The organism is Nonomuraea sp. NPDC049480 (genome assembly GCF_044465905.1).
Classification (GTDB): domain Bacteria; phylum Actinomycetota; class Actinomycetes; order Streptosporangiales; family Streptosporangiaceae; genus Nonomuraea.
This window is the reverse complement of the sequence record NZ_JBITMD010000055.1, coordinates 1-23,881: the sequence shown is the minus strand read 5'-3', so window position 1 is coordinate 23,881 and position 23,881 is coordinate 1. Positions and strand designations below refer to the sequence as shown.

At 68.8% G+C, this 23,881-nt stretch carries 24 protein-coding genes and 1 pseudogene; 17 read left to right on the top strand and 8 right to left on the bottom strand.

Features of this window, described 5'->3' with window-relative positions; translation table 11 throughout:
* Positions 1-393 precede the first annotated feature (393 nt).
* Entirely contained in the window at positions 394-2,499 is a 2,106-nt protein-coding gene (locus tag ACIBX3_RS60005; protein WP_397129815.1) for an ATP-binding protein, read from the top strand.
* A 43-nt stretch (positions 2,500-2,542) separates the two neighbouring features.
* On the opposite strand, the gene ACIBX3_RS60000 is transcribed toward ACIBX3_RS60005, so the two are convergent.
* The 3 genes from ACIBX3_RS60000 to ACIBX3_RS59990 all read right to left on the bottom strand — a co-directional run bounded on the left by ACIBX3_RS60000 (position 2,543) and on the right by ACIBX3_RS59990 (position 5,798).
* On the bottom strand, positions 2,543-3,460 hold the full coding sequence (locus ACIBX3_RS60000) for a carbohydrate ABC transporter permease (protein WP_397129807.1): 918 nt from the start codon (positions 3,458-3,460) through the stop codon (positions 2,543-2,545).
* Entirely contained in the window at positions 3,457-4,272 is an 816-nt protein-coding gene (locus ACIBX3_RS59995; protein ID WP_397129806.1) for a carbohydrate ABC transporter permease, read from the bottom strand. The genes ACIBX3_RS60000 and ACIBX3_RS59995 overlap by 4 nt, the downstream gene beginning before the upstream one ends.
* Before the next feature lie 98 nt (positions 4,273-4,370).
* Positions 4,371-5,798, bottom strand: a complete 1,428-nt coding sequence (locus ACIBX3_RS59990) for an extracellular solute-binding protein (protein WP_397129805.1) — start codon at positions 5,796-5,798, stop codon at positions 4,371-4,373.
* A gap of 305 nt (positions 5,799-6,103) precedes the next feature.
* Between ACIBX3_RS59990 and ACIBX3_RS59985 the strand changes: the two genes are divergently transcribed.
* Both ACIBX3_RS59985 and ACIBX3_RS59980 read left to right on the top strand, forming a co-directional pair.
* A complete protein-coding gene (locus ACIBX3_RS59985; protein WP_397129804.1) occupies positions 6,104-7,240 on the top strand; it encodes a Gfo/Idh/MocA family protein in 1,137 nt (378 codons plus the stop codon).
* Entirely contained in the window at positions 7,237-8,310 is a 1,074-nt protein-coding gene (locus ACIBX3_RS59980; protein WP_397129803.1) for a Gfo/Idh/MocA family protein, read from the top strand. The genes ACIBX3_RS59985 and ACIBX3_RS59980 overlap by 4 nt, the downstream gene beginning before the upstream one ends.
* A gap of 56 nt (positions 8,311-8,366) precedes the next feature.
* Here ACIBX3_RS59980 and ACIBX3_RS59975 read toward each other — a convergent pair whose 3' ends face one another.
* Positions 8,367-9,050, bottom strand: coding sequence for a GntR family transcriptional regulator (locus tag ACIBX3_RS59975; RefSeq protein ID WP_397129802.1), 684 nt, complete (start codon positions 9,048-9,050; stop codon positions 8,367-8,369).
* A gap of 124 nt (positions 9,051-9,174) precedes the next feature.
* Between ACIBX3_RS59975 and ACIBX3_RS59970 the strand changes: the two genes are divergently transcribed.
* From ACIBX3_RS59970 to ACIBX3_RS59950, 5 genes are read left to right on the top strand one after another with little or no spacing between them, the layout of a single operon-like run.
* Positions 9,175-10,125 carry an ROK family protein gene (locus tag ACIBX3_RS59970; RefSeq protein ID WP_397129801.1) on the top strand — a complete coding sequence of 317 codons (951 nt, stop codon included), beginning with the start codon at positions 9,175-9,177 and terminating at the stop codon, positions 10,123-10,125.
* Positions 10,122-10,892: a sugar isomerase domain-containing protein gene (locus ACIBX3_RS59965; protein WP_397129800.1), complete on the top strand. Its 771-nt coding sequence runs from the start codon at positions 10,122-10,124 to the stop codon at positions 10,890-10,892. Before ACIBX3_RS59970 ends, ACIBX3_RS59965 begins: the two co-directional genes overlap by 4 nt.
* Positions 10,892-11,590, top strand: a complete 699-nt coding sequence (locus tag ACIBX3_RS59960; RefSeq protein WP_397129799.1) for an SDR family NAD(P)-dependent oxidoreductase — start codon at positions 10,892-10,894, stop codon at positions 11,588-11,590. The genes ACIBX3_RS59965 and ACIBX3_RS59960 overlap by 1 nt, the downstream gene beginning before the upstream one ends.
* Positions 11,591-11,609: 19 nt before the next feature.
* On the top strand, positions 11,610-12,557 hold the full coding sequence (locus tag ACIBX3_RS59955; RefSeq protein WP_397129798.1) for a phosphotriesterase: 948 nt from the start codon (positions 11,610-11,612) through the stop codon (positions 12,555-12,557).
* Complete coding sequence (locus tag ACIBX3_RS59950) at positions 12,557-13,906, top strand: FAD-dependent oxidoreductase (protein WP_397129797.1); 1,350 nt, start codon at positions 12,557-12,559, stop codon at positions 13,904-13,906. Before ACIBX3_RS59955 ends, ACIBX3_RS59950 begins: the two co-directional genes overlap by 1 nt.
* 58 nt (positions 13,907-13,964) lie before the next feature.
* On the opposite strand, the gene ACIBX3_RS59945 is transcribed toward ACIBX3_RS59950, so the two are convergent.
* Entirely contained in the window at positions 13,965-14,438 is a 474-nt protein-coding gene (locus ACIBX3_RS59945) for an SDR family NAD(P)-dependent oxidoreductase (RefSeq protein WP_397129814.1), read from the bottom strand.
* 168 nt (positions 14,439-14,606) lie between these two features.
* Complete coding sequence (locus tag ACIBX3_RS59940) at positions 14,607-15,368, bottom strand: FadR/GntR family transcriptional regulator (protein WP_397129796.1); 762 nt, start codon at positions 15,366-15,368, stop codon at positions 14,607-14,609.
* A 138-nt stretch (positions 15,369-15,506) separates the two neighbouring features.
* Here ACIBX3_RS59940 and ACIBX3_RS59935 point away from each other — a divergent pair, with 138 nt between their 5' ends.
* The 7 genes from ACIBX3_RS59935 to ACIBX3_RS59905 all read left to right on the top strand — a co-directional run bounded on the left by ACIBX3_RS59935 (position 15,507) and on the right by ACIBX3_RS59905 (position 22,282).
* A complete protein-coding gene (locus ACIBX3_RS59935; protein ID WP_397129795.1) occupies positions 15,507-16,793 on the top strand; it encodes an ABC transporter substrate-binding protein in 1,287 nt (428 codons plus the stop codon).
* A gap of 75 nt (positions 16,794-16,868) precedes the next feature.
* Positions 16,869-17,813 (top strand): carbohydrate ABC transporter permease, encoded by a 945-nt coding sequence (locus ACIBX3_RS59930; protein WP_397129794.1) that lies wholly within the window; start codon positions 16,869-16,871, stop codon positions 17,811-17,813.
* A complete protein-coding gene (locus tag ACIBX3_RS59925; RefSeq protein ID WP_397129793.1) occupies positions 17,810-18,625 on the top strand; it encodes a carbohydrate ABC transporter permease in 816 nt (271 codons plus the stop codon). Before ACIBX3_RS59930 ends, ACIBX3_RS59925 begins: the two co-directional genes overlap by 4 nt.
* Positions 18,626-18,630: 5 nt before the next feature.
* Entirely contained in the window at positions 18,631-19,779 is a 1,149-nt protein-coding gene (gene dgoD / locus ACIBX3_RS59920) for a galactonate dehydratase (RefSeq protein ID WP_397129792.1), read from the top strand.
* A 2-nt stretch (positions 19,780-19,781) separates the two neighbouring features.
* Positions 19,782-20,414: a bifunctional 4-hydroxy-2-oxoglutarate aldolase/2-dehydro-3-deoxy-phosphogluconate aldolase gene (locus ACIBX3_RS59915; RefSeq protein ID WP_397129791.1), complete on the top strand. Its 633-nt coding sequence runs from the start codon at positions 19,782-19,784 to the stop codon at positions 20,412-20,414.
* A 13-nt stretch (positions 20,415-20,427) separates the two neighbouring features.
* The gene (manD, locus tag ACIBX3_RS59910) at positions 20,428-21,657 is read left to right on the top strand and encodes a D-mannonate dehydratase ManD (protein ID WP_397129790.1); all 1,230 of its coding nucleotides are present in this window, start codon (positions 20,428-20,430) and stop codon (positions 21,655-21,657) included.
* Positions 21,647-22,282, top strand: a complete 636-nt coding sequence (locus ACIBX3_RS59905) for a gluconokinase (protein WP_397129789.1) — start codon at positions 21,647-21,649, stop codon at positions 22,280-22,282. The genes manD and ACIBX3_RS59905 overlap by 11 nt, the downstream gene beginning before the upstream one ends.
* 90 nt (positions 22,283-22,372) lie before the next feature.
* Here ACIBX3_RS59905 and ACIBX3_RS59900 read toward each other — a convergent pair whose 3' ends face one another.
* A complete protein-coding gene (locus ACIBX3_RS59900) occupies positions 22,373-22,825 on the bottom strand; it encodes a hypothetical protein (protein WP_397129788.1) in 453 nt (150 codons plus the stop codon).
* A 369-nt stretch (positions 22,826-23,194) separates the two neighbouring features.
* Between ACIBX3_RS59900 and ACIBX3_RS59895 the strand changes: the two genes are divergently transcribed.
* Positions 23,195-23,341 (top strand): hypothetical protein, encoded by a 147-nt coding sequence (locus tag ACIBX3_RS59895; RefSeq protein ID WP_397129787.1) that lies wholly within the window; start codon positions 23,195-23,197, stop codon positions 23,339-23,341.
* Between the two features lie 171 nt (positions 23,342-23,512).
* On the opposite strand, the gene ACIBX3_RS59890 is transcribed toward ACIBX3_RS59895, so the two are convergent.
* Positions 23,513-23,662: a hypothetical protein gene (locus ACIBX3_RS59890; RefSeq protein WP_397129786.1), complete on the bottom strand. Its 150-nt coding sequence runs from the start codon at positions 23,660-23,662 to the stop codon at positions 23,513-23,515.
* Between the two features lie 117 nt (positions 23,663-23,779).
* On the opposite strand from ACIBX3_RS59890, the pseudogene ACIBX3_RS59885 reads away from it, so the two are divergent.
* Positions 23,780-23,881: pseudogene (locus tag ACIBX3_RS59885) on the top strand (AraC family transcriptional regulator); the annotation flags it as partial.

The window sequence follows — 23,881 nt, the reverse complement described above, 5'->3', positions numbered from 1 at the left end:
AGAGCGTAGCCCTGACACCGCGTCTTTACAAGACCCATGGGAAGGCGAAAGTTCGGGCTGGATGACAGATCGCGGCGCCGTCGCCCGCGCACCCGGATGGACGCCGGGCAGGCGCTCGGCAAAATTCGTCCCGTGTGCGAGACGGGTGTTCGCCATGGGTTGCCGATGATCCGGTATGCAGCCCCGATATGGACGTTGACCAGGTATATCGCCCGACGTACTCAGCGCTCGCCCTGGGCATATGTTGGTTTATCGGCTCTTGTACACGTATCGCCGAAGCCGATGTGAGGGGAGGTGGCGACCGTCAAGCACCTGCCCTTCACCCCACGGGAGACCAGAGATCGCCCAGCTCATCGCCCGGGGAATGAGCAGTAAGGAGATCGCTGAGTGAGCATGCCCGCGAACGAGACGATCCCGCACGTACCGGCCGCCGAACAGCAGGGGGCGGACCGGCCGCAGTCCAACGCTCCCGGTTTCGTCGGACGCAGGCGCGAGATCTCCGAGGTCAGGCGGATCCTGCCCAAGACCCGCCTGCTGACCCTGACCGGCGCCGGCGGGGTCGGCAAGACGCGGTTGGCGCAACGCGTCAGCGAGATGGTGCTGCAGAAGTATCGAGACGGGGTTCGGCTGGTGGAGCTGGCCACCGTCGACGACGAGGAACTGCTGGCCCCGGCCGTGGCCGCCGCGCTGGGAATCCGTGACACCAGACCGGATGTCGTGGCCCTGCTGGTCGAGCACCTGGCCGACAAGCACATGCTCCTGGTACTGGACAACTGCGAGCATCAGCTCAACGCGTGCGCCCGGCTGGTACATCAGCTCCTGCGCGGCACCTCGCGGCTGCGGATCTTGGCCACCAGCCGCCAGTCGCTCGGGGTGTACGGCGAGCGGGTGGTACCTGTGCCGCCGCTCCCGATCCCGAAGCCCGGCGACAGTGCGCGCGACATCGCCCGGCGTGACGCCGTGCGCCTCTTCGCGGAGCGGGCGGCGACCATCCGGCCGGACTTCCTCGTCAACGCGGCCAACGCCCAGGCGGTCGCTCGGCTGGCCCGGCGCCTGGACGGGATTCCACTGGCCATCGAGCTGGCGGCGGTACGGCTGCGCACGGCATCAGTGGAAGACCTCGTGAACGAGCTCGACGAGCGCCTGGACGAGGCGGCCGGGGTCGCCCCCGGCACGCCGGCACGCCACCAGACGCTGCGGGCGGCCATGGAGTGGACCTTCAGACTGTGCTCGTCCGGCGAACGACGGCTGTGGGAGCGGCTGTCGATGTTTCCCGGGAGCGTGGACCTGGAGACCGCCGAAGCCGTCTGCCCCGGACCGGGTCTGGAAGCCGAGAGCGTGCTGGATCTGATGGCCGGGCTGGTCGACAAGTCCATCCTGAACCGAGCGGAGCAGCACGGCGCTGGAGTCCGCTACCGCATGCTGGAGACCATCCGCGCGTACGGTCGCGAACAGCTGCCCTCCGCGGACGCCGAGGCTCTGCGCGAGCGCTACATCGACCACTATCGCCGGTTGGCGGAGCGCGTGCGCGTGGACCGGATGGAGCCCGACCAGATCGACCGCGACCGGACGCTGAAGCTGGAGCTTCCCAACATGCGCGTCGCGCTCGACCTTAGCCTCGGCCGGCCCGGCGACGCGCCCGCCGGGTTGGAGATCGCGTCCGCGCTGTGGAGCAACTGGCTCGTCGCCGGTGTTCTCAGCGAAGGCCGGCACTGGCTGAAGCGCGGTCTCGCGCTCGTGCCAGGACCGAGCGTCATCAGGGTGATGGGCCTGTGGGCCGACGGGATGCTCGCCCTCTACCAGGGAGATCCGGCGGCCGGAGCCGACGTGCGGGAGTGCTCGGCCCTCGCTCGGGAGCTGGAAGACGCGGCCGCGCTCGCGTTCGCCGTCCAGATCTCCGGCGTCGCGGCGCTGGCCGAGGGCGATGCGGAGGGCGGTCTCACGCTCCTCGAGGAGGCCCTCGCCCGGCACCGTGCGAGAGGCGACGTCCACGCCGTGGGAGTCACCCTGTACTTCGCCGCGCTCTTCGCCGCCACCCCGCGCCCGGACCGGGCTGCCGCGTACGGCGAGGAACTCGTGATCATGTGTGAGGAGCGCGACGCGCCGCTCTTCCGCGCGTACGCGCTGTACGCGGTCGGCATGGCCCGCTGGGAGCAGGGCGACTGGCAGCAGACCGAGGCCAGGATGCGGGAGGTGGCCGCGTTCTGGAGCACCGCCGACGACCGGTGGGGCCTGCCTCAGTGCCTGGAGGTGCTGGCCTGGACCGCTGGGGCGCACGGTCGGCACGAGCGCGCGGCTCGGCTGCTGGGCGCCGCCCACCACCTGTGGCAGGGGGTCGCCTCCTCTCCGTCGCAGTTGTCGTTCCAGGCGAGGTCACATCAGGAGTGCGCCGAGCGAGCCCGCGCGGCGCTGGGGGCCCAGGCGTACCTGGCGGCTTTCCGGGACGGAACGCGGCTCGGCCTGTCCCGGACGGTCGCCTACGCACTGGAAGAGCCATGACAGCGGCACCGCCGTCCAGGACGTGGCCGCCGCACTCACCGAGTCATTCCTTTACCGACCCGGCCGTGAGGCCGGCGACGATTCGCCGTTGCAGAAGCAGCACGAGCGCGATCACCGGAACCATGACGATCAGGGACGCCGCCATCTGATCGCCCCAGGGGATCGTGTAGGCGCTGGACTGCGAGCCGACGTTGGAGATCAGGACCGGCACGGTCCAGTTGCCGCTGTCCGACACGAAGGAGAGCGCGAACAGGTACTCGTTCCATGCCGCGATGACGGCGAGGATCGACGTGGCCGCCAGGCCGGGAGCGGCCAACGGCATCATGATGCGCCAGAAGGTCTGCATCGGGGATGCGCCGTCGATGTACGCGGCTTCTTCGAGTTCGTGGGGCAGCTGCTGGAAAAAACCGGCCAAGGTCCACACGGTGAAGGGCAGGATGAAGATCAGATAGGTGCCGATCAGCGCGGGCAGTGTGTTGTACAGATCCGTGGCCGTCAGCATCTTGTACAGCGAGCCGAGGATGGCGATGTTGGGGAACATCGACATCGCCAGGATGACGTAGCGCATCATGCCGCGGCCGCGGAAGCGGAATCGGCCCAGAGCGTAGGCTGCGAAAGCGCCGAGCAAAACGGAGATCACCGTAACGGACGCGCCGACGATCACCGAGTTGAGGATGCTCTGCATGAAGCGCGGGTCGCTGAGGGCGTTGGAGAAATGCTGAAGCGTGAATTGGCGCGGCACGTAGGCCGCAGGGGTCGCGTAGATCTCCTGATCTGGTGAAACAGCCGTCTTCGCGGCCCAGTAGACGGGGAAGAGCAGGAAGAACGCGATCGCGAGGACGAGCAGGTACAACAGCACTCGCCGTACCCAGGCTGCAGGTGTTCGCCCACGCCAGAGCCGGACCTGGCGCCTCGTCCGCTTCGTCATGGCCGGGATCCGCGGGCTCAGGGTGTTGGTCACTTGTTACTCATCCTCGCGTTCAGGCCCACGTACATCGTGATGAAGACGGCGATGAGCAGCATGGCGACGACGCTGATCGCCGAGCCATAGCCGGCCTTACCGAAGTCGACGATGTTCTGCTCGATATAGATCGACATCGTGGTGGTGTCTGCTCGTGCGCCGAAGAGCACGTAGAAGACGTCGAACACGCGCAGCGCGTCCAGACTGCGAAAGACCAGTGCGACCATCAGTGCCGGCCGAAGCTGCGGCAGCGTGATGGAGAAGAACCGCCGGACCGGTCCCGCCCCATCGACCTGAGCGGCCTCCTGGGTGTCGGCCGAAATCGATTGCAGCCCCGCCAGCAGCAACAGCGCCATGAACGGGGTCGTCTTCCATATGTCGATCGCCGAGACCGACAGCAGCGCGGCCGTACGGGTGCCGAAGAAGTCGATCGGCGCACTGGCCAGGTGCAACTTGTCGACGAGCAGATCGTTGAAGACGCCGTAGCTCTGGTTGAACATCAGCTTCCAGATGCTCGCCGAGATCACATTGATGATCGCGAACGGAACCAGCAACAGCGCCCGCATGATTCCGCGACCGATGAAGACTCTCTGCAACGTCAGCGCGATGATCATTCCCAGCACGGCCTCGGCCACGACCGTGATCACCGAGAACTCGATCGTGATCCAGACCGAGGACCAGAAGGCCGCGTCCTGCAACAGGGTGGTGTAGTTGTCCAGGCCGATCCAGCTGGAGGAGCCGCCGAAGGTGTCATTGGTGAAGCTGCGGTAGATCGTGGTGATGGCCGGGTACAGCGCCACGACGGCCGCCACGGCCAGGCTGGGGGCCAGCAGTATCCAGGCGAGCCGAGCCTGTTGCGTGGCGAGACCGGCACTCGGGCGACGAGTGTGGCCGGAGCGTCGCGGAGCCGTCATCCGATCAGTTCCCGCAGATCGGCGGCCATCTTCTTCACTCCCGACTCCACGTCCGAACCGCGAAGCATCGCGTTCACCGCCTGGAAGATGATGGTTGATGCCTCGTTGTACTGGGCGCCGACCTGGGTCGGACGCGCGAACGGGACGACCTTCTGCTTCAGAGCCGGCAGCGCTGCCTGCACCTCGGGCATGGCGGCGACGGCCGGCTGGGCGGGGACATCGGCGGAATTGATGGCTCGATAGGCCTGCGCCTCGGGGCTGGTCAGGTATCGCAGCCACTCCACGGCGGCCGCCGCGTTCTGGCTGTTCTTGTTGACGGCGACAGCCCAACCGCCGGCGGCCGCGGCGGTCGTGGCGCCGGGCCCGGTGCCGGCGGGCAACGGCGCGACCGCGAACTTCCCGGCGACGTTCGATCCCTTCTGCAGGTCTTCGGCGTACTCCCAGTTGCGCATGAAGGCCGCGTTGCCGGCGCCGAACGCGCTGTGCGTCTCGTCCTCGGTGAATGTGGTGACGCCTGTCGGGGAGATCTTGCCGACCCAGCCCTGGGCCAGCTTCAGCGCGGCGATCGCTTTCGGGTTGTCGACCGACACGGTGGGTCCGTCGATGAACGTGCCGCCGTCGTAGGAGGCCACCCATTCCAGAGCGTTGCAGGTCAAGCCTTCGTAGGCGTTGCCCTGGAAGACGTATCCGGCGAATGCCTTGTTGGCCTTCTGCTCACCGGCCTGGATCTTGGTTGCCATGGAAGTGAGCTCGGGCCAGGTGGCCGGCGGCTTGGGGAATCCGTACTTCTGCAGCAGATCTGTCCGGTAGTAGAGGCGTCCGAACCCGCCGTACCACGGGTAGGCCACGAGGCGGGAGTCGATCGTGTTGACCGCGATGAGGTTGGGGTAGCTCAGCGCGATCTCGGCCTCGGTGAGATGATCTTTGAGGTCGAGCAGATACTGGGCCAGCGCGGGCGGATAGATGAGGTCCACGAGCAGGACGTCGGGACTGGCCTGATTGGCGGCGAGCAGACGCTGGTCCGCGGCGTACGCGTCGGACGTGCTCTTCGGAAGCGGAACGGTCTTGATCTTGATTCCGGTCTCGGTCTCGAACTGTTTCGCCAGTTGCTGAGTGGTGGACATCTCCGTACCGAAGCCGGGGATGTCGGTCGCGACCGTCGTACCGGCATATTTCTTGGCGGTGGCTACGTTGTGCACGGCCGGAGCGGCCGGCAGCCCCGGGGCCGACGCGGTGCCGCTGCTCGCGCCGCTGCTCGCGCCGCTGCTCGCGCCGCTGCTCGCGCCGATGCTCCCGCCGATGCCGTTGCCCTCGCCACAGGCCGCCAGGAGCGCGGCCCCTCCAAGACCCATCGCACCGAAGCGCAGGAAGTTCCGGCGGTCGATGCCGGCTGGGATCGCGCCATGACGCGCCGTGTCGTTCATCTGGGTCCTCCAGTGGAAGGTCAGCGTCGATGTAGCGAGACGATAGGACGACATCGGTATAGATGGCTAGTGTTTCGACATCCAGAGTTAACACGATCTTTCATGAGCGCCCCAGCTCACCAAGCGGTATTAACGAACCTCTTTGCCGGGACTGACCAGGTACGTCAGCCAGCCACACAACCATGCGCCAGCGCGGAGTACGTTCCCAGGCGCCGGCCGGCCGGCCGGACCGCGACCTTGACCGGCACACAGCCGTCTGCTTACATAACGAGCTGTATAGATGGCTTCTCGCGGAGGTCGAATCCATGCCGGAAGGGAAGTACGGGTCGGGCGCATGGCGGGTCGCGGTGCTCGGCTTCGATCACATGCATGCCGGCGATCAGCTGCGCCTGGCCGCCGAGCACCCCAGCGTGGAGTTGGCCGGCGCGTGGGACGACCGGCCGAGCCGTGGCAGAAGCGTGCTCACGCACCTGGGGCTGCCCGAGACCCTGCTCTACACCGACGTCGACGAGATGCTCCAGCGCGCGTCGCCGCAGATCGTCGTCGTGTGCTCGACGACCGCCGACCATGTGCGCTGGGTCGAGCACCTGGCTTCCCATCCGGTGCATGTGGTCGTCGAGAAGCCCTTCGCGTCCTCGCTGGCCGACGCCGATCGCATGATCGCCGCCATGAGCGGCACCGGACGCACCCTGACGGTCAACTGGCCGCTGGCGTGGTACCCGCCCCATCGCACGACCAAGCGGCTGATCGGCGAGGGAGTCATCGGCGAGGTCGCCGAGATCCACTACTACGACGGCAACCGGGGGCCCCTGAAACACGCACACGACAAGCGCGAGGTCATGACCGGCGAAGACGCCGCCACCAAGAACGCGTCATGGTGGTATCAGCGCGCCGCGGGCGGCGGTTCACTCCTGGACTACCTCGGGTACGGCGTCACGCTGGGCACCTGGTTCCGCGACGGGGAGTTGCCGGGCGAGGTGACGGCGGTGACCTACATCCCGCCCGGATTGGAGGTGGACGAGCAGTCGGTCGTCACCGCGGCCTATCCCGGGGGGCTGTCCACGTTCCAGACCCGGTGGGGTGCTTTCACCGATCCGTGGACCGTCCAGTCCGCGCCGCGTTGCGGATTCATCGTCATCGGATCCGAGGGAGTCATCACGAGCTGGGATTACGCCGAGACCATCACCCTGCACACCGCCGCCCGGCCGGAAGGTGAGCCGGTCGCCGTGGACGTGCTGCCGGCGGCCGAACGGGATCACCTCGGACTGCTCATCGACGCGCTGGAGCGCGACGTGCCGGTCACCGGACCGAGTTCCTGGAGCATCTCCCGGGCGGGACAGCAGATCGTCGACGCGGCCATCTTGAGCGCGCGCCTGCGCACACCGGTCACGCTCGCGGACGTCGCCGCCGCCCAGCCGCTCACGGCCGGGACCGGCCGATGACCGCCGACGACACGGCGGTGCCGTATCTGCCGCAGGAGCCGCTGCGCTACCGGCCGGGCATCGGGCTGATCGGCTGCGGAGGCATCAGCGCTCTGCATCTCGCCGCCTACCGAGAGGCCGGCTACGACGTGCTCGTGCTGTGCGATCTGATCGCCGAACGCGCGTACGAGCGGCAGGCGGAGTTCTTCCCGATCGCTCGTGTCCTCACCGACTACCGCGAACTGCTGGCCATGCCGGAACTCGAAGTGGTCGACATCGCCACCCACGTCGATGTGCGCCCGCCGATCGTCGAGGCCGCGCTGCGCGCCGGCAAGCATGTCCTCAGCCAGAAGCCGTTCGTGCGATCGCTGGCCGAAGGGCGGCGGCTGTGCGGCATCGCCGATGAAGTCGGCCGCACGCTCGCGGTCAATCAGAATGGGCGCTGGGCGCCTCATTTCTCCTATCTTCGTCATGCCGTCGCGGCCGGTCAGATCGGCACGCTGACCTCTGCCGACTTCGCCGTCTACTGGCCGCACGATCGGATCGTGGAGAACGATCCGCGCTTCTCCAAGATGGAGGACTTGATCCTCTACGACTTCGGCATCCACTGGTTCGACCTCGTCGCCACCCTGTTCGGGGAGCATGGTGAGGCCCGCAGCGTCATGGCGAACCGCGGCACGCGCCATGGACAGGTCATCGCGGTCCCGACACAGGCCCAGGTCCTCATCGATTTCGACGACGCGCAGGTCAGTCTCGTGTTCCGCGGCTCCAGCAGGTGGGCTGAATCCGGCGGCTACCGGGTCGAGGGAACAACTGGTGTGCTCACCCACACAGGGCGGTCGCTCGGCGGCCCGGACGTCGTCCTCACTGACGCGCGCGGCATCCACCTGGTGACCGTCGCAGGCGACTGGTTCGCCAACGGGATGCGCGGAACGATGGGCGAGCTGCTCCGCGCGATCGAGGACGGGCGGCGGCCGAGCATAGAGGGCCGGGCTTCACTGCCCGGACTGGCGCTGTGTTATGCCGCGATCGAGTCGTCGCGTACCGGGTTGCCCGTCGATCCCCGTGACGTCGACGCGCTTCCGCGATGAAGCCGGCCTGCCCCTCGCTGATGTGGCGGCTCCGCGGACGTCCTGGCGCCGGTGGGTCAGCCGCGCTCGAGGATGACGTCGAACAGGTAACGCTCGCCGACGTAGGAGGTCTCGGTGTATTCCATCGGCGCTCCCTGCTGATCGAAAATCGTGCGACGTTCGACCAGCAGCCCGGCCCCCACCTTGACCGCCAGCAGTTCGGCCTCCAGCGCGGACGCGGTCGCCGCCGTCAGCGAACCGCGCGCCAGCGTCGGCTCACGTCCCAGCTCCCGCACGAGTTCATGCATCGACGACGTCGCTAGGTCCGCCTGCAAGATCGGCGCACTACCAGGAGGCAGGATGGCACGCTCCAGGGCCAAGGGGATCCCGTCGGCCAGACGCACGCGCGTCACGGCGACGACACGATCAGCCGCGGCGAGATGCAGCGCGCGCAACTCATCTGGCGAGCCGGCTCTGAGCCCCGCGTTCAGCACCCGCGAGCTGGGCACTCGTCCACGGGAGCGCATGTCCTCGGTGAACGACCGCAGCCGGTTCATCCCGCGATGGATGTGATGATCGGCGATGAAGCTACCGCTGCCCGGCACGCGATAGATGGAGCCCTCATTGACCAGACGCATCACAGCCTGACGCGCGGTCATCCGGCTGACGTCGAAACGTTCGCACAGCTCGCTGTCGCTGGGCAGCTGATCACCAGGTTGACCAGCGGCGATGAGCTTGCGGAGATGCTCCTCGATCACCACGTAACGCGGTGTGCGAGCGGCAGCCACAGCCGGCCCCCTTCTCGTCGCGGCGACTATGAAGCTAGGGTACTCCATGTCTAGAGGGCTAGATAATCAAGATCGAACGTCGGCGGGCGCGCCCGAGGTGGCGTCCTGGCTGGGTGTCGACGTCGGCGGCACGAACATCAAATGGACGGTCCTGAACGGTCCTGAGGCGGTCGCATCCGGCTCGATGCCCACGGCGCGCGATGGTGAGCATTCCGTCGTCCGTCAGGTCGCCGAGCTGATCAACGAACAGGCTGGCGATGTCAAGGGGGTCGGGATCACCGTCCCCGGCCATGTCGATGCCGCTACCGGCCGGACCGGCATCGTGCCCAATCTGCCGGGACAGTGGCGTGACTTCCCGCTGGGCGCCGTCCTGACCGGAGCCACCGGACACCACGTCGCCGTGCTCAACGACGCCCGCGCATTCGCTCTCGCCGAGTTGCGCCTCGGAGCCGCGACCGATCTGTCCGACGCGGTCTTCGTGGCCATCGGAACCGGGGTGGGCGGCGCCGTCGCGCTCGGCGGAAGGCTGCTCGGCGGCGTCGCGGGCCGCGTCGGCGAAGTCGGGCACCTGAGCGTCGTACCCGACGGGCCGCTGTGCGGCTGCGGCGGCCGCGGCTGCGTCGACGCCGTCGCCGGCGGCGCCGCATTGGTGACGGCCGCTCGCGCCGCCGTCAGGGCGGGCGCCGCTCCCCTTCTCGAACGTCACGGCGACGGCGACTCGGCGCGGCTCACTCCCGCCGCCGTCTTCGCCGCGGTCGCCGACGGCGATCGGGGGGCGGCGGCGGTCGTCAGCCACGCGAGCGCCGCGCTGGCGGCCGGCGTGGCCAACGCCTGCGCCCTGCTGGGGATATCCAACGTCGTCCTCGGCGGCGGGCTCGCGCACCGCTATCCCGGCCTCGTGGAAGTCGTCAGACGGCGACTGGAGACGGTGGCGCCGCTCATCGGGCCGTCACTCATCCGGCTCGCCCGCTTCACCGACCATTCCGCCGCGATAGGCGCCGCTCTCGGCGCCCAGGACGATCAATCAACCCTCTTGGAGTACACGTGAGATGGACCGATCAGGCTCGCCGCATTCTGGACGCTCTGGACAGCACCCAGCAGGACCCGATCGAGCAGGCCAGCCAGATCGCCGCTCGTTCGATCGGTGCCGGGGGGCTGGTCCACGCCTTCGGCACCGGACACTCCCGCATCCCGATTGAGGAGCTCTTCCCCCGCTACGGGTCCTACCCGGGCTTCAGTCCGCTGGCCGAGCTGTCGATGACCTTCCACACCCAGGTCGTCGGCGCCAACGGCCAACGCCAGGCGATGTTCATCGAGCGTATGGAAGGTCTCGCCGACGTCATCCTCGCGAACTTCCAGCTCCGCCCCCAGGACAGCATGATCATTTTTAGTGCGACCGGGTTGAACGCCGTACCGATCGAAATGGCCATCGGCGCCCGGAAAGCCGGCCTGCCGGTCATCGCGGTCACCTCCTTGGCCGCGACCAACGCCGCAGAGGCCCGGCACTCGTCAGGAACCAAGCTCTGCGACCACGCCGACGTCGTCATCGACCTGTGCACCCCTGTCGGCGACGCTCTTTGTGAGATCCCGGGGCTGGACACCCCGGTAGGCCCGGGAAGCACTCTGGCCGCCGTCGCCATCGTCAACAACATCAAGGTCCGCACCGCCGAACTGCTGGTGGCCGCAGGGCGCATGCCGGCCGTGCTGACCAGCGGGCAGCTCGTCGGCTCCGAACGGTCGACGGCGATGTTCGAGGACGCGTACCTCGACCACGCGGCGCGCGCCGCCGCCGTCCTGCGCAAGAAGGCGCTCTGATGTCCTCGCGCGTCCTGGTCGCCGGCGCCCGTGGCGGCATCGGCGCCTCGGTGATGGAAGCGCTGGCAGCTGAAGGATGCGACGCCTACGGTGTCGACCGCGACGACGTCGACGTGACCGAACCCGGCGGAGCCGAGTCCGCCGTCAGGCGAGCCAGCGAGCACCTCGGCGGACTGGATGGAATAGTGCACGCCATCGGCATGAGCGGGCGCGGTCTGGGAGACGGTCCGATCACCGAGTGCACCGATCAAGCCTGGACCGAGGTGCACCGGGTCAACCACGAGTCGGTCTTCCGGCTGCTGCGAGCAGGGATCCCGGAGCTGGCTCGAGGCGGCGGGGGGTCCATCGTCGTCGTGGGCTCGGCTCTCGCCACGACCCTCGCCGATGACTTCCTCACGGTCGCCTACGCGAGCGCGAAAGGAGCCCTGGTGCCCCTCGTCCGCTCGGCGGCCTACGAGGCGGCCCGCTCCGGTGTGCGCGTCAACATCGTCGCGCCGGGGCTGGTGAACACGCCGATGGCCCAGCGCGCTCTGGGAGACCCGGACATCACCCGGTCGATGGCGGCGCTGCAGCCCCTGAGCCGCCGGGCGCTGGAACCCGCCGAAGTGGCCGCCGCGATCGTCTGGCTGCTGTCGGACGCGGCCCGCACCATGACCGGCGCCGTCCTGCCCGCCGACGGCGGCTGGACCCTGCGCTAGCGACGAACGGAGCAGTGGAGTGTCTCTCGTCCAGACGGTCTGCGGGCCGGTCGAGGCGGACAGCCTGGGTGTCGTCGACGCCCACGAGCACGTGTTCCTGTTCAGCCCGGCCTTGCCCGGGGAACACTTCGACGACCCGGACAAGATGTGTGCCGAGCTGAGCCTCGTCGCCGGCAGCGGCATCGACACCGTGGTCGACCTGACCACGGTGGGGCTCGGGCGCCGGCCTGCTCACCTGGCCGAGATCTCGCGGCGCTCCGGCGTCCAGGTCGTCCTGGCCACCGGCTATCACCGCGACGCCCACTACACCGCCGATCACTGGGTCCATCGCGAAAGCACGGACGTCTTGCTGGACGTTCTGCTCACCGATCTGCGTACCGGCATCGACGACCGGGACTGGCGCGGGCCGGCGCCGCTGCCGACGACCGTGCGCGCCGGACTGATAAAGATCGGCGCGTCCTATCAGCGGATCACCTCCGGTGAACGCCGCAGGATCGAAGCCGGCATCGAGGCGGCCCGGTTGGCCGGGGTCGGCGTGGCCGTGCACTGCGAGATCGGAACGCTCGCCCACGACCTGCTCGACATCGCCGAAGCCGGCGGGCTGAGCCCCGGCCGGATCGCCCTCGCGCACATGGACCGCAACGCCGACCCGGACCTGCATCGCGAGCTCGCCGAACGCGGCGCGTACCTGCTCTACGACACGGTCGGCAAAATCAAGTACCGGCCCGACTCCGACCTCATGGCGCTCATCGAGCGGCTCCTCGACGACGGGCACTCCGGACGGCTGATGCTGGGGACCGATGTCGGCCGGAGCACCATGCTGCGTGCTTACGGAGGCGGGCCGGGGATGGACGTGCTCGGCCGCGAATTCCTGCCCCGGCTGCGGCGCCGCGTCGGCGATCAACCGGTCGACCGGATCACGCGCACCAACCCTGCCCGATTCCTCGCCATAAAGGATATTTCTTGATGCCCCCGAGTTCATTTCGCCTCGCCACCGCGATCACGCCGGTGCTCGGTCAGGTCCCGCAGATAGCCGCCGTCGACGTGCTCGTGGCCGGTGGCGGATCAGCGGGCTGCGTCGCCGCGATCGCCGCCGCCCGCTCAGGCGCTCGCGTGCTCCTCGTCGAGCGCCACGGATCTCTCGGCGGCATCGGAACCGGCGTCCTGGACACGTTCTACGGCTTCTACACCCCGGGCCCGAACACGAAGGTCGTCGGAGGGATCGCCCAAGAGGTCGTCGACGCGCTCACGGGGCGTGACGCCGCCTTCATCCGGCCGAACACATACGGCGCAGGAGGAGGCGTCACGTACTCTCCGGAAATTCTGACCTTGGTGTGGGACGAACTCGTCGCCGGCAGCGGCGCTGACGTCCTGCTCCACACCATGGTGATCGACGTCGTCGTCGACGCCGAAGGAGGCGACGTCACCGATGTCCTGCTCGCCACCAGGAACGGCCTGCTCAGGGCCTCTGCGAGCGTGGTCGTCGACTGCACCGGCGACGCGGACGTCTGTGCCCGCGCCGGCGCCGGCTACGACGGAGCGGAGACCGGGGAACCCGTGCAAGCGCTGACCACGACGTTCCGGGTCGCCAACGTCGACACCGAGCGCGCCCGGTCGTTCCCGAAACAAGAACTGTTCGAGCTGATGGCTCAGGCAGCGCGCAATGGTGACTACGAGCTGCCTCGGCAGGAGGGCAGCATCCACCGGACCCCGGTCGACGGCGTCTCGCTCGCCAACATGACGCGCGTGGCGGGCATCGACCCGACCGATGTCCGCCAGCTCACCCGCGCGGAAATGGACGGACGGCGGCAGGTCGGGGAATACGTCCGGTTCCTGCGGGACCTCGTGCCCGGTTACGAGAAGGCCGGCCTGGTCGGGCTGTCCTCGTACATCGGCGTACGCGAAGCCCGCCGTATCCACGGCGACTACCGGCTGACCGCCGACGACGTACTGAGCGCACAGCGCTTCGATGACGCCATCGCTCAATGCGGCGCACCGATCGAGGACCACAGCGGCGGCACCGACACCCTTTGGCGCTACATCCCGGACAACGGCGTGTACGACATTCCCCTGCGCTGCCTGCTCCCTGCCGGTCTGAACAACGTCATCGTCGCCGGACGCTGCCTGTCAGCCACGCATGAGGCCCATGCCAGCGCACGCTCCATCGCCCAATGCATGGCCATGGGACAAGCCGCGGGGACGCTCGCGGCGATGGGCGGCGCCAGTCGCGCGCCCTTGCGCGAGATCGACGTCGCAGCACTCCAACGCCGCCTCCGCGGCGATGGGGCGCTGCTCGGCCTGAAACCATCGATCTGACAAGCGTGAGCGCGTCTGCCAGGGCTTTCGCCGGGCGACGGAGCGGGAGCCGCCCCGTTCACAGTGACGCGCCGGCGCACATCACCAGGTGCTGGCCGGTGACCGCGCCTCCTTCCGGGCCGAGGAGGAAGGCCGTCAGTCCCGCGACCTCCTCGGGTCTGATGAAGCGGCCCAGCGGCGGAACCCGTGGCGGCGTGGCGGCACGCCCGGGATCCCGCCACATGAGGGCACCGTCCTGTGCCGAGAGGCGTCCGAGCGGCGCGGAGCGTTGCAGGCCCGCGGCGTGGACGACGGCGTCCACGGTGCCCACCGCGGCCGATGCGCCGGCCAGCCGGCCGAGGTCGGTCAGGTCGACCTGGATCCACGAGTAGGCCGGGGTGTCCTGCCGGTGCTCCGGAGGGCGGGTGCGGCTCATCCCGGTGACTCTCCAGCCCTCGCGGAGCAGGCGTACGGCGACGGCCCGGCCGATGCCGGAGCCGGCCCCGGTCACCACCGCGTGCTGCGGCTCGTCCGCGGCCTCGCGCGCGTCCATCGACACCTCAGACTCCGTCGGCGCGGGCGGCCCACTCGGGTCGTACCCGGACGTACTTGATGACGCGGCGGTGGTAGGTGAAGACGATGTGCAGGTCACCGTCGGGGGTTTCCTGGAGGACGGGTAGGAGAACTCCCTGTTCAGCCCGGCGGGTTCATGCGCGACCGGTCACGCACCGCCTGGCTCGGCGGCCCGCGCCCACATCGACTTCATCTCGGCGAACCCCTGCTCCATGATCCCCACCATGGCCTCCCTGGCCCGCTGGCCGTCGCGCCGCTGGATCGCCTGGGCCACGTCGGTGTGCAGCCGCAACGCCTGCTCGTCCGGGTAGTGAGGCATCAGGTGGTAGTGGTGCCGGCCGGCCAGCACCTCAGCGACGATCAGTTGCAGTTTCGCGAACATCTCGTTGCCCGAGGCGGCCAGCACCCGCCGGTGGAAGTCGATGTCCAGGTCGAGGAAGCGTGCCTCGTCGCCGGCCTTCCCGGCGGCCCACATCTTGGCCGCGAGCCCGACCAGCTCGCTCGCCTCGTCGTCGTCGATCCGCTCGGCGGCCAACCAGGCGGCGTGCGGCTCGATCGCGGTCCGCAGCTCGGTGATCGAGCGCATCTGCGCCATCCGCCCATCCGAGGCGAGCCGCCAGCGGATCACCTGCGGATCGAAGACACTCCACACCTCGGCGGACTGAATCATGATCCCGACCCGGCGCCGGGTCTCGATGAGTCCCATGGATGCGAGCACCCGCAGCACCTCGCGGATCACCGAGCGGGAGACCTGATAGCGGTCGACCAGGTCGTCGATGCTCAGGACCGAACCAGAGGCCACGTCACCGCTGCATATGGCGGTGCCGAGGTGGTCGAGAACGCGTGCGTGCAGCCCAGCCTCGGCGGGGGCGTGCTGCGTGGGTGCGCCCCCTGGGGAGGACTGATTCACGCCATAGAGCATATCAGTTGAAGACCAACCCTTGAATAAGTCAGCTTTTTTGTCCTAGCATCCCGGCATTAAGCAGATGTAACGACAATGTGGCGCTCTTCCGGGGGGGCGGCGGCCATGACAGAAGGGAGAGATGACGTGCGACGTCGATCGATATTCGGTACGTCTCTGGCCGTGGTCGTCACCATGGGCCTGTCCGCCTGTGGCGGTGGCGGCGACGGCGGCGCGTCCAAGACGGTCCGGGTCACCCTGGCCAACCACGTATGGACCGAGAACATCAAGCAGGCCCTGCCCGAGTTCGAGAAGCAGACCGGGCTCAAGGCCGAGATCACCCAGCTCGGCGAGGACCAGCTCTCCGACCAGTACAACGTCAAGCTGAACGCCGGCTCAGCCGACATCGACGTGATGATGTACCGCCCCCTGCAGGAGGGAAAGCTCTTCGCCAGGAACAAGTACCTGGCCGACCTGTCGGAGCAGGTGAAGTCCAACACGAACTGGGACTTCGGCGACTTCCAGACCGGCCCGGTGGAGGCCACCACGCACGAGGGCAAGCCGGTCGGTGTCCCGATCATCACCGAGCAGGAGGTCCTCTACTACCGCAAGGACCTGCTGGCCAAGGCCGGCCTGAGTGCCCCGCCGAAGACCCTCGACGAGCTGAAGTCCGCCGCCGCCAAGGTCAAGGCGGCCGAGCCGGGCGTCGCCGGCTTCGTCGCCCGTACCGGCAAGTCACCGGCGGTCACCCAGTTCTCCAGCTTCCTCTACAGCTTCGGCGGCGACTTCGTCGACGGCAGCGGCAAGGCCGCGGTCAACAGCGACGCGGCCAAGCAGGCGTACGCCTACTACGGCGGGCTGATCAAGGACTCCGGCCCGGCGAACGTCAGCACCGACATGGGCTGGCCCGAGGCGATGGCCATCTTCACCCAGGGCAAGGCCGCCTTCTACACCGAGGCCAACTCGCTCTACAAGAACGCCACCGACCCGGCCAAATCCAAGGTCTCGGACCAGGTCGGCTTCGCGCCGTTCCCGGCCGGCCCGTCCGGTTCGAAGCCGTACAACATCCCGTCGTGGGCACTGGGCGTCAACTCCAGCTCGGAGAACCAGAGCAACGCCTGGAAGTTCATCGAGTGGGCCACCGGCAAGGAGCAGACGCTCGCCCAGCAGAAGTCCGGCGTGCCGGGCGCGCGTAGCTCCGTCTGGGCCAACCCCGAGGGCACCTCGACCTTCCCGAAGGACCTGGTGGAGGCCATCGCGGCCAGCACCAAGGCCGGGGTGGGTCATGACCGGCCGCTGGTCGTGAAGGTTCCCGAGGCCCGCGAGATCGTCGGCCAGCCGATCGTCGACGCGATCACCGGCAAGGACGCCGCGGCGGCCGCTGACGCGGCCAACGCCGCTTTCCAGAAGTTCCTGGACGACGAGGCCAAGTAGGCGGCGCACGCGGGTGGCGGGGTTGAACACCCGCCACCCGCGTACCCCGCAGGCCCGCCCACCCCTGGAGACCTCATGGCAACGATCACCACCACCAAGGCGCCGCGCAGCGCGCCCACCGCCCCCGAAACGCCCGGCTGGGTGCGCTGGGCCGACGACCATCGCAAATGGCTCTTCGCCGCGCCCGCGATGATCTTCGTCGCCGCGCTGATCGTCATCCCGCTGGCCTGGACCGGCTACCTCAGCGTGACGGACACCGAGGGATCCGTCCGCGCGGAGAGCGAGTTCGTGGGCATCCAGAACTACCTCGACGTCCTCTCGGACACCGACCGGTTCTGGCCCGCCGTCGGGCGGACCGCCACGTTCACCGTCGTCGCGCTGCTGTTCGAGGTGGTCCTCGGGATGGCGATCGCGCTGCTGCTCTGGCGGCCGTTCAAAGGGCAGAGGTGGGTCCGGGTCGCCATCCTCATGCCGCTCGTCGCCACCCCGGTCGCGGTCGGCATGATGTGGCGGCTCATCTTCGACCCGAACATCGGCCTGGCCAACCAGATCCTCGGCTGGGTCGGCATCGGGCCGCAGCCGTGGCTCGCCGGCCAGTACTCGGCACTGCCCACCACGATCTTCATCGACGTGTGGCAGTGGACGCCGATGGTGGTGCTGATCCTGCTCGCCGGGCTCACCTCGCTGTCGGACGAGCCGCAGGAGGCGGCACGGATCGACGGCGCCACCGCCTGGCAGCGTTTCCGGCACGTCACCCTGCCGCTGCTGATGCCCACGCTGACCGTGGCGATCCTGCTGCGCGGCATCGACGCGCTGAAGACCTTCGACATCCTCTACGCCACGAAGGGCCGCGGCGGGGGTTCGTTCCACGAGGTGGAGACCCTCAACGTGTACGCCTACGGCCTCAGCTTCGACTACAACGAGTACGGCGTCTCCTCCACCGTCCTCATCCTCTTCTTCCTGATCATCATCGGGGCGATGTGGGCCCTGACCGCCCGGCGCAAGGAGGCGCAGCGATGAAGGCCCGTCCCGCGTACCAGGTGTTCCGGGTGGTGGCGCTCACCTTCGTGGTGCTCTCGCTGATCGCGCCGCTGCTCTGGATGATCGCCGCGTCGTTCAAGACCAACGTCGACATCTACGACACGGGCAAGGCTCTGGTCTTCTCCCCCACCTTGGACAACTACGCCAAGGTCCTCCAGCAGGCGAACTACGTCGAGTTCATCGTCAACAGCCTCTGGGTGGCGTTCGCCGCCACCGTGGCGTCGCTGATCCTCGGCGTGCCGGCCGCGTACTCGATGAGCCGGTTCAACATGCGGAAGTCCGCGCTGGTGGTGCTGATGGCCCGGGTCATCCCCGGCGTCTCGCTGCTGGTGCCCTGGTACTACGTCTTCTCCAACCTGAGGATGGTCGGCGGCTTCGGGGTGCTGATCCTCAGCCACATGTTCGTCTCGCTGCCCCTGGTGGTCTACATCATGATGGGCTACTTCGACAGCCTGCCCGAGGAGTTGGAGGAGGCGGGGCTGGTCGACGGGCTGACCCACATCGGCGCGTTGCGCCGCATCATCCTGCCGCTGTCCGTACCGGGCATCGCCACCGCCGGGATCCTGTCCTTCATCTTCTCCTGGAACAACTTCATGTTCGCGCTCGTGCTCTCCGACGCCGACACCAAGACCCTGCCCGTGGCGATCTTCGACTTCGTCGGCTACGCCAGCATCGACTGGGGCGGCCTGATGGCCGCGGCCACCGTGGTCACCGTACCGATCATGGTGATCGCCCTGTTCGTGCAAAAATATGTGGTCTCCGGCCTCACCGCCGGTGCGACAAAAGGCTGACCGGCATGACGACCATTACGCGCATCGAGACCTTCCTTGTCGCCCCCCGCTGGCTCTTCGTCCGGGTGGAGACCGACTCCGGGATCGCCGGCTGGGGCGAGGCCACCTGCGAGGGACGCTCCGAGACCGTCCGGGCCGCCATCGACCAGCTCGCCGAGCTGCTGATCGGCCGGGACGCGCTACGCATCGAGGACCACTGGCAGGTGCTGACCAAGGGCTCGTTCTACCGGGGCGGCCCGATCCTGGCCAGTGCCGTGGCGGGCCTCGACCAGGCCCTCTGGGACATCGCCGGCAAGCACTTCGGCGCCCCGGTACACCAGCTGCTCGGCGGTCCGGTCCGGGACCGGATCCGGGTGTACGGCTGGGTCGGCGGCGACGAGCCCGGCGAGGTCCGCGACCACGTCGCCGCCCAGGTCGAGGCCGGGCTCACCGCGGTGAAGATGAACGCCTCCGGCAAGATGAGCCCGCTCGCCTCGGTCGCCGAGCTGAACGGCGTGGTCGCCCGGGTGGCCGCCGCCCGGGAGGTGCTCGGCGACGACCGCGACGTCGCCGTCGACTTGCACGGGCGGTTCACCCTGGCCAACGCTCGCCGGGTGGCGCCGCTGCTGGAGCCGTACCGGCCGCTGTTCCTGGAGGAACCGGTCGTCCCGGAGAACTCGCACCTCATCGGCGAGTTCGTCCGCTCGACCACCATCCCGGTGTCGACCGGGGAGCGGCTCTACAGCCGGCAGGAGTTCCTGCCCGTCCTCCAAGCCGGCATCGCGGTCGCCCAGCCGGACCTCTCGCACGCCGGCGGCATCACCGAGGTACGCAAGATCGCCGCGCTCGCCGAGGTGTACGACGTGCAGCTCGCACCGCACTGCCCGCTCGGCCCGATCGCCCTCGCGGCCTGCCTGCAGATCGGCTTCGCCACGCCGAACTACCTGATCCAGGAACAAAGCATCGGCATCCACTACAACCGTGGCGCCGAGGTGCTCGACTACTGCCTCGACAAGACCCCGTTGACGTTCGTGGACGGACACGTCGAGCGGCTCACCGCGCCAGGCCTGGGTATCGAGGTCGACGAGCAGGCGGTCCGCTCCGCCGACAAAACAGGACATGCCTGGCGCAGCCCCATCTGGCGGCATCAGGACGGCTCCTACGCGGAATGGTGACCATGACCCTCGACCTCACCGCCGCACTCGCCGCCACCCGGCTCCTGGCGATCATCCGCGGCACCGGCACCACCGCCGCCATCGCCGCCGGCACCGCGCTGCTCGCCGAGGGCGTCCGCGTGGTGGAGGTGGCGCTGACCACGCCCGGCGCGCTCGATGCCATCGCGGCGATCCGGGCAGCCGCCCCGGCCGGCTCGCTGGTCGGCGCCGGCACCGTGCTCACCCGGGCCGCCGTCGCCGACGTGGCCGCGGCGGGCGCGCAGTTCGTCGTCACCCCCGCCGTCGTCGACTCCATCGGCGAGGCGGCCCGCCGCGGGCTCCCGGTCGCCGCCGGAGCGCTCACCCCGACCGAGGCGTACGCCGCGGTCCGGATGGGCGCCGCCGCGGTGAAGCTCTTCCCGGCCTCACTGGGCGGGCCGGCGTACCTGAAAGCGCTGCGCGACCCGTTCCCGGACATCCCGTTCGTCGCGGTCGGCGGTGTGGGCCTGGCCGAACTGCCCGGTTACCTCGCCGCCGGCGCGATCGCCGTCGGCGTCGGGGGGCCGCTGATCGGCGATGCGGCGTCCGGCGGCGACCTGGACGCCCTGCGGGAGAGGGCCCGCGCCTACCTGGCCGAGACCCGGCACCACCTGTGAGAAAGGCACCTGCGTGAAGATCATCGCAGCGGACGTCATCGTCGCCAGCCCCGACCGCAACTTCGTCACCCTCAAGATCACGACGGAGGAGGGGATCACCGGGCTGGGGGACGGCACCCTCAACGGGCGTGAGCTGGCGGTCGCGTCGTACCTGGCCGACCACGTCGTCCCCCTGCTGATCGGGCGCGATCCCCATCGCATCGAGGACACCTGGCAGTTCCTCTACCGCTCGGCGTACTGGCGGCGGGGGCCCGTCACCATGGCCGCCATCGCGGCCGTGGACGTGGCGCTGTGGGACATCAAGGCCAAGGCCGCCGGGATGCCGCTCTACCAGCTGCTCGGCGGAGCCTCCCGGAACGGGATCATGGCGTACGGGCACGCCTCGGGCCGGGACCTGCCGGAGCTGTTCGACTCGATCCGCCGGCACCTGGAGATGGGGTACCGGTCGATCCGGGTGCAGACCTCCGTACCGGGCATCAACGCCGTGTACGGCGTGGCCGCACAGGCCGGCGTCGACGGCAAGCGGTACGACTACGAGCCGGCCCAGCGCACCGCGCTGCCCGCCGAAGAGGACTGGGACACCCGCGCCTACCTGCGCCACCTGCCCGGCGTCTTCGAGGCGGTGCGCAACGAGTTCGGCCCCGAGCTGCCGCTGCTGCACGACGGGCACCACCGGATGACCCCCATCCAGGCCGCCAAGCTCGGCAAGGCCCTCGAGCCGTACGACCTGTTCTGGCTGGAGGACTGCACGCCGGCCGAGAACCAGGAGGCGCTGCGCCTGGTCCGCCGCCACACCACCACCCCGCTGGCCATCGGCGAGGTCTTCAACACCGTGTGGGACTACCAGACCCTGATCCGCGAACAGCTCATCGACTACGTCCGGTCCGCCGTCACCCACACCGGGGGGATCACGGCCATGCGGAAGCTGCTCGACTACGCCGCCCAGTACCAGATCAAGTCCGGCATCCACGGGCCGACCGACATCTCGCCGGTCGGCATGGCCGCCGCCCTGCACCTGGACCTGGCGATCCACAACTTCGGCATCCAGGAGTACATGCAGCACGGCCCGGCGACCAACGAAGTGTTCCAGCAGTCGTTCAGCTTCGCCGACGGCTACCTGCACCCCGGTGAGCTGCCGGGGCTCGGCGTGGAACTCGACGAGAAGGCCGCGGCGCGCTTTCCGTACCTACCGGCATACCTGCCGTTCAACCGGCTCAAGGACGGCACCGTCCATGACTGGTGAGCCACGGCCCACCCGGCACATCGTCGTCATGGGCGTGTCGGGCGCGGGCAAGACGACCGTGGCCCGCGGGATCAGCGAGCTGACCGGGCTGCGGTTCGCCGAGGCGGACGAGTTCCACCCAGCGGCGAACGTGGCGCGGATGCGCGCCGGCATCCCGCTGGACGACGCGGACCGCTGGCCGTGGCTGCGTGACCTGGCCTCCTGGATGGCCGCCCGGCACACCGAAGGCGTCTCCACAGTGCTGGCCTGCTCGGCGCTCAAGCGCTCCTATCGGGACGTGCTACGGCAGGGCCCGCCGGACGTGGAATTCGTCCTCCTGAACGGGTCTGCCGAGCTGATCCGGGACCGGATGACCCGCCGCACCGACCACTACATGTCGGCCGGCCTGCTCGATTCGCAGCGGGCGATCCTGGAGCACCTCGGCCCGGAGGAGTCCGGGATGGTGCTGGAGGTGGCGCTGTCGCCGGACGAGCTGGTGGCGGCGGTGGTCGCCCGGCTCGGCCTGCCGCCGGCCACGCCGGCCACCCACCCGGCGACCGGCCACTCCGGGCGGCGTGCCCGGCCGGGTCTCCGCCAGCCGGGCGACGCGTCCACGTGGGCCCGGTCTGGCGATGCGCCTGGCTGACCGCATCGCCGAGTTGCGATTCTTGATGATCTGCTCGTCCTGGACGGCGGATGGGAGCCCACCTACAAGTGCCGCGCACCTTGAAGATCGCTAGCTCGGGAAGAGAGACGCCTTTCCTGGGGGAACGGCGGCGCTTATCGTGGTGCCTTCTCCCCATACGCCATTGACAGTGAGGCGGCCGCCCAGGCCGGCGAATTCGGCCCGCCGCCGGCGCAGACGGGCCTCGAACACCTCCACCGGTATCCCGGCGCCGTCATCGCTGACGGTCAAGCGCAGCCCGCCGGCGGCCACGGTGAGGGCGATGGAGACGGTACGGGCCGATGCCTGCCGTTCCACCTCCTCCAGGGCATCACGGATCGTGCCATGGACGATCTCGGCGATCTCGGCGGGGAGCGGCTGCTTCGGCAGCGCCCATATCTCCACCGTGATCCCGGTCTGCAGCGACCATTCCGCCAGGTGGTCCGCCAAAGCCTGTGAGGCTGTGCGACCGCCTGTTTCGAGTTCCCCATGTGAGCTATTGATCATCTGCTTCTTCCCCGTCATTAATCAAGTGCGCCTGAGCAGGCCGTACGGAGTGGCTGCGCGGGAACGGTCATCGCCGGAGCCACGCCTGCTCGGAGGTGGCAGGCCGGGACAGGTCACACCCCCGTGTGCCGGCTCCCGGCGGTTCCCGGCAGCAAGCGGTCCCGTGAGCGCTTGCCCGCCCAAGGCCTGTACCACCAGGATCGTGGCGGCAAAATTGTTCGGCACCCCTCATCAGGCAGGCAAACAATGCTTTCTCGGCGGATGGATCCTCTCCGCGCCTCCCCAGCCCGTGGCAGCGGCTCCTGACTCCGATCGGTCTTCCGCTGACCTCTCGTCAACGGGCCACGTGCGTCGCACGCGATTGGCGGGCCGGGGTCGGCAGTTGATGTGATCAGCGGGCACGGGGCCTTACGCGAGATCATCGTCGATCCCGGCACTGCCACCGCCGTGATCTGCGGCCGGGACGGCGGCCTGTCCCCTGCCGAGTGGCGGCAACACATCCCAGAACTGGACTATCAGAAGACCTGCCACTGATGTTTTCCCGCTAGAACGCCAGGGCCTTCGACGAGGCTGACCCTCGTGAATGCGCTGGCGAGCGGCTTTCGCACGAGCATGACGACTGGCTTCCAAGGAGGAGTTGATGGTCTGCGCGCGCGAGCTACGCAAGGTCAGCTCCGACTACCTCGCCGGGTTCCGCCATCGCGGCTAGACCACGAGAAGGTACGAGCTCATCCGAACCGGCCACGCCATCGACGTGCCCGGTATCAGCACCTCCGCGAACAGGAACAGGTCGTCGATCTGGCCGAGCTGCACGCCCCGGACGAGCAGGCCGGCACCGGAACCGCCTGAGGTCATCCCGTCCTCGGGGAGGACGCGGAGGCAGCGGCATTCCCCGAGGCGGCGCAGAGGTGGAGTGAGGTGGGACGCCGGCGGCGCTGGGCAACTCCGGCGTGACGTGGCATGATCGCGTAGGTGGCCAGCAGACCCGCCGCGGCGCAGCACCTGCGCGATCTCGCGCTGCTGCGCCGGGTTCGCGATCGGATCGACCGGGAGTACGCGCAGCCGCTGGACGTC